Annotated in this window: 3 protein-coding genes; 2 read left to right on the forward strand and 1 reads right to left on the reverse strand. The window is 69.3% G+C overall.

Features of this window, described 5'->3' with window-relative positions:
• Positions 1 to 205: 205 nt before the first annotated feature.
• Positions 206 to 541, forward strand: coding sequence for a hypothetical protein (locus Ari01nite_RS40425; protein WP_203788680.1), 336 nt, complete (start codon positions 206 to 208; stop codon positions 539 to 541).
• A gap of 456 nt (positions 542 to 997) precedes the next feature.
• Here Ari01nite_RS40425 and Ari01nite_RS40430 read toward each other — a convergent pair whose 3' ends face one another.
• Positions 998 to 3,007, reverse strand: coding sequence for a M6 family metalloprotease domain-containing protein (locus tag Ari01nite_RS40430; RefSeq protein WP_203788683.1), 2,010 nt, complete (start codon positions 3,005 to 3,007; stop codon positions 998 to 1,000).
• 129 nt (positions 3,008 to 3,136) lie between these two features.
• Between Ari01nite_RS40430 and Ari01nite_RS40435 the strand changes: the two genes are divergently transcribed.
• Positions 3,137 to 4,936: a CocE/NonD family hydrolase gene (locus Ari01nite_RS40435; RefSeq protein ID WP_203788685.1), complete on the forward strand. Its 1,800-nt coding sequence runs from the start codon at positions 3,137 to 3,139 to the stop codon at positions 4,934 to 4,936.
• The last annotated feature ends 19 nt before the right edge of the window (positions 4,937 to 4,955 follow it).

Genomic DNA, 4,955 nt, shown 5'->3' on the forward strand with positions numbered 1-4,955 from the left:
GCCCGTCATGAGGCCAGTGCCGCCCCCACCCCACCCCGCCTCGGGCCGGTGCCCGACCCGACAGCGCCGCCGCGAACACGACGATCAGACATTCCGCCACACGTACCCGAGGAAGTTGGTCAAGTCGACGCCGGGCCCGCCAGCGAGCTAAAGCGCATCAGCGAAGAAGACCGCAACCACGTCGAAGCAGTGACGCCATCCGGCGGTGCTGCGTAACGAGGCCGGCCCGTTCGGGAACGTCGCCTCGGATTCCACGGCGTGGCGACCGTTCTCGCAGTTGGATGAAAAGATGCCAGCCGAACTACGTGCCGCCGGGCCAGCAGGTCGACGGCCTGGTCCTGAACATCGACGCGAGCAGGCGCTGCGCGACGCGACCGGGCTGCCGATCGCGATCGATGAGCTGAGCGTGGAGGAGGCGCCGGCGGTCCTCGGCTCGATGGGCATGGGCGACTACGACATCGAGTATCTTCTCGCCGCGCTGCGATGGTTCAGCGAGCACGATGACGACACGTACAAGGTCGCGGAAGCGCTGCTCGGCTGAGCCGGTGTGTTGGGGGTCTGCTGGTCGGAGGCTTGGTTCACGGTGCAGTCGGCGAGTGTGTCGAGGCCTTGCGGGCGGGTGCCTTGCCGGCCCATGGCGATGGTGATCCGGTCGAGGACGGCGACGCGCTTGGCGCGCAGCGGTCCGAGGATGGCGTTGTCGATGCCCGAAGCAACCTGAACTACTACGTGTCGATTCGCTGCAAGACCCGGCGATTGCCCGGACTGCCCGCCGCCTGCTGGGGGAGCGCCAGTGGGGCGCTCCCGCAGGGTCACTCAGTTGGACCAGGTGTATCCGGCCGTGGCCGCGCCCGGACTGGCGAGGAGGGCCGCGATGGCGGCGAGTGGACATACCCCTCGCTGATTTCTGATTGCCGGTGCGCGCGACCGTATTGCCAAGGCCGCTTCCCCATGGGCCCGCACCTGGCTCGGGCGGACCTCGGAGGTGACCAGGACGTCACGGTCGCACGGTGCAGGAGGTCACGGCGGTCGCGCCCGGGTCGCTCTCCGACCTGACCTCGACCGCCACCGCCGGCACACCCTTGACGTAGACCTCGACCGAAGCCGGCTGACGGCCCGCTACCCCGACGACTGCCCGGGGCAGCACTGCCCCCGGCGCCGAGATCCGGAAGACGTCGGCGTCCCGGCTGGTGTTGCGGATCGGAATCGTGCACCGAGCCCAGCCGGACGGCCCGGGGCGAGCGGTGGCCGACGAGGCCCGCACACCGCGGGCGAACGGCCCGGAACCGTCGAGTGAGCGCACCGCGACCTCGTACGAGAGCACGCCGTGCCGGTCCCGCTGCCGGTCAAGCACGTAGAAGTGCAGCCGGTTGGCCGTGTCCTCGTACTCGAACAGGCTGCCCGAGCCGGTGCCGGCGTGGAACAGCGCGTCGGAGAGCTGCCGGTAGTCGCCGATGGTCATCTTCTGCGGCGTGCCGTCTGGCAGCACGAAGTCGACCTTGTCGATGTCCTGCGGGTTGGCGTCGATGGTCCAGATGAACGGCGCGGCGTCCGCGTTCTTCGTCTTGGCCAGCAGCACGCCGGAGTCCGGGGTGAACGAGTCGAAGCCCATCCGGTCGACCACTTCGAGTGTGTAGTTGTGGTACCCGCCGCCGTCGCAGTACGGATCCGTCGCGGGGTTGCAGGAGGGGCTGTGGTCGCCGCCGTCCAGGGTCACGTTGATGCCGGCCAGCCGGCGCCCGCCGGGGTCGACCGCGCGCGCCGTCACTCGCGTCACCACGACGCCGGACTGGGCGAGTGCGTCGCGGGACAGCTTCAGCACCGCGGCGTCGTCGACGATGCCGAGCTTCATCTTGTTGCGCAGCATGTGCTGTGAGCCCATCGAGGAGCCCGCGGTTCCCGGAATCAGCCACCGGCTGTGCGGTCCGCCGGGGCCGTTGAACGTGCCGCGGCTCAGCATCTCCCACGGCCCGCTGTAGTCGCGGCGCGCCGGTACGGAGTACGGGTTGTTGTAGTTGTCGCCGATGCCGAGGATGTGGCTGAACTCGTGCGCGTACGTCGACATGCCCGAGCTCTCCGCCTGCAGTGAGCTGCCCTGGGTGGCGTTCGGCCAGATGTTCGCCGAGGCCTGCCAGGACGTCCACTCGACGTAGCGGGTCGCGTTCCAGTTCGGCAGTGACTCGTCCGGCGGGCCGAACTCCTCGCTGACGTCCTCCTTAGTGGTGAACTTCATCGGGCCGAACTCCTGCCAGGCGGCCGACTCGTCCTGGCCCGCCGAGAGGAAGAACACGAAATCGTACGAGGCCGCCTCCTGCTCGCCGACCGCGGCGATCCAGGCCGCGCGGGCGTCGGCCCGCAGATCACGCCCGCACACGTCGTCGCCCGGGCAGCCCAGGCCGCGCTGCATGGAGTTCTCGATGCCGTACTCGTGACTCTCGTGCGGCATCTGGTAGACGCCGAACGCGCTCAAGTCGATGCCGAAGCGCCCGTTCGAGTCCTCCATCCAGTACTCGTGGATGGTGTGGCCCCGGTTGAGCTCGCCGGGCCGGTTGAGGAAGTCCTGATAGAACGCCGGCACGTCGGAACGGTCCAGATTCTGGACGCCGGACGGGTTCCCGTAGATCGTGGAGTTCGCCGGCTGGGTGACCACGAACGGCTGGTTCGGGTAGTCGACCAGCACCAGGGCGCCGTTGAAGGTGCGTTCCGAGCCGCGCACCGCCGGGTCGGCCCAGTCGGTGCCCGGCACCGGCCGGTAGTCGGCCCAGGTCATGGTGTCCGGTAGCTCGTAGCGCTGGGGGTCGATCGGCTGGGGCGTGCCGGCCGGGCCGCCCAGGGCGACCGCCTCGTCGACCTGCCACGGCTGCGTCTGCGGCCAGTGCCGCATGCGCCACGGCGTGTCCGGATCGGCGCCGGTCGGCGTGGCGGTCGCCGGTGCGGCGTCGAGGGCTCCGGCCACCGCCAGCGCCGCTACGGACAGTGCCGAGAACAGCCGTCGCCCCGTCGTCATGGCGCCATCCTGGCAAAGGTATCGACGCTGCTCAATGGGGCAAACGGTCGACCCCGTCCACTCCAAAAAGGAACTCCGGCACGCTAGCGTCAGGAATGGAAAGATGGTGATCTATTCCTGGGAGGTCGAGTGAGCCTACGCGGACGGACCACAGTCGTCGCCGGCACGCTGATCACGGTTGCCACCCTCGCGGTGGGTGGGATGGCGACCGCCGCCGCTGCCTCGCCGCCCGGCGCCCCGGCAGGTGTCACCCACGAGGAGAATCCCCGCGTGCCGGAGGGTGCGGTGTGGACCGAGGCCTACTTCCCCTCCGCCGACAACAGCGGCGTCGAGCTGCACGCCGATGTGTTGCGGCCGGCGCACCTGCCCTCGCGCGCCAGGACGCCGGTGATCCTCGCCGTCGGCTCGTACTTCAGCCACGCGGGCCAGACCGGACCGGAGGGCTGGACCATTACCGGCCCGTCCAGCCGCTTCGCCGACTTCACCAGCGGCACCGGCCTCTTCGCCCGCGGCTACACCTATGTCATGGTCGACCTGCGTGGCTTCGGCGGGAGCACCGGCTGCCTCGACTGGGTCGGCCCGGGTGAGCAGGCGGACGTGAAGGCCGCGATCCAGTGGGCGGCGACTCAACCGTGGTCGACCGGTAAGGTGGGCATGTACGGCAAGTCGTACGACGCCGTAACCGGGCTGGTCGGCAACAACCTGCGCCTGGCGGCGTTGAAGGCCGTCGTGGCTCAGGAACCGGTGTGGAACATGTACAACTACCTGTTCAGCAACGGGGTTTCGCGGCCCAATGTGACCCTCACCCCGAACGCCTACAACGGCATCGCCACGATGGCGCCGCTGCCCGACGACACCGCCCGCTACCGGGACAACGCGGCGTACGAGCAGAGCCACCCCGAGTGCCTCGCCGACAACCTCACGAACAACAACAATCCCGACCTGGACTCGGCCTACTGGCGCGCCCGCAACCTTGCCGCCCAGGCCAGGGGCACGAACACCCCGCTCTTCGTCACGCAGGGCTTCATCGAGAACAACACCAAGCCCGAGGACATGGAGGAATTCCTCGACAACCACCAGGGCGTCGAGCGTGGCTGGCTGGGGCAGTGGGAGCACGTCCGCGGCAACGAGACGAACGATCAGGGCCAGCTGCTCATGGGCCGCGCCGGGTTCTTCGACGAGGTCATGCGCTTCTACGACCGCTACCTGAAGGGCATCCGCACGGCGGTGCACGACCCGGCCTACGCCGTCGAGGACAACACCGGCGCGTGGCGCGCCCAGCCGACCTGGCCGACGCCGTCCTCATCGACCACGGCGGCCCTGTCCGACGGAACGTACGTCGACGACGGCATCGCCTCCACCCTGAACCTGCCGGCCGGCCAGCAATGGGACATGGAACACTTCACCGATCCCGCCCCGCCCGCCGGTCCACGCCTCGCGCCGATGCCGGCGGCCGGCGACGCGCACAGCTATTTCAGCTGGTCCACGCCGGTCGAGTCCCGGCTGCGGATCACCGCGACCCCGCGGATCACGCTGCATGCGAGCGTGCCGGGCAACGTCATGGTGCGGCTGTGGGACGTCGCTCCGGACGGGACCGCGGTGATGTTCGACGAGAACGTCGCGCTGATCGAACGAGCGGGCCGGCTGGCGTTCGACCTGAAGTCCACCGACTGGACCTTCGAGGTGGGCCACCAGCTGGGTGTGCAGATCGGGACGATCGGTAGCGGGAACTGGCGCGACACCCCGAGCGGCAACACGATCGAGATCACCCGCGCGCGGCTGCGTCTCGCGTTCGAGAACCCGCGGTTCGACGTGCCGACCCAGGGTGACCGGTCGCCGTTCCTCGACACTTACCTGAGGCAGTACACTCGCACGCTCACCGGCGTCGGCGAGGGAACCTTCCCGCTCGCCCTGCGCCACCGGTCCTGATGAGCCGGCCACGGCGTTG

Origin of the sequence: Paractinoplanes rishiriensis (assembly GCF_016862375.1) — a bacterium.
Classification (GTDB): Bacteria; Actinomycetota; Actinomycetes; order Mycobacteriales; family Micromonosporaceae; genus Actinoplanes; species Actinoplanes rishiriensis.

Bases quoted from the DNA above. Each gene is read 5' to 3' on its own strand.
- Ari01nite_RS40430 (WP_203788683.1), bottom strand. From the start codon at position 3,007: ATGACGACGGGGCGACGGCTGTTCTCGGCACTGTCCGTAGCGGCGCTG.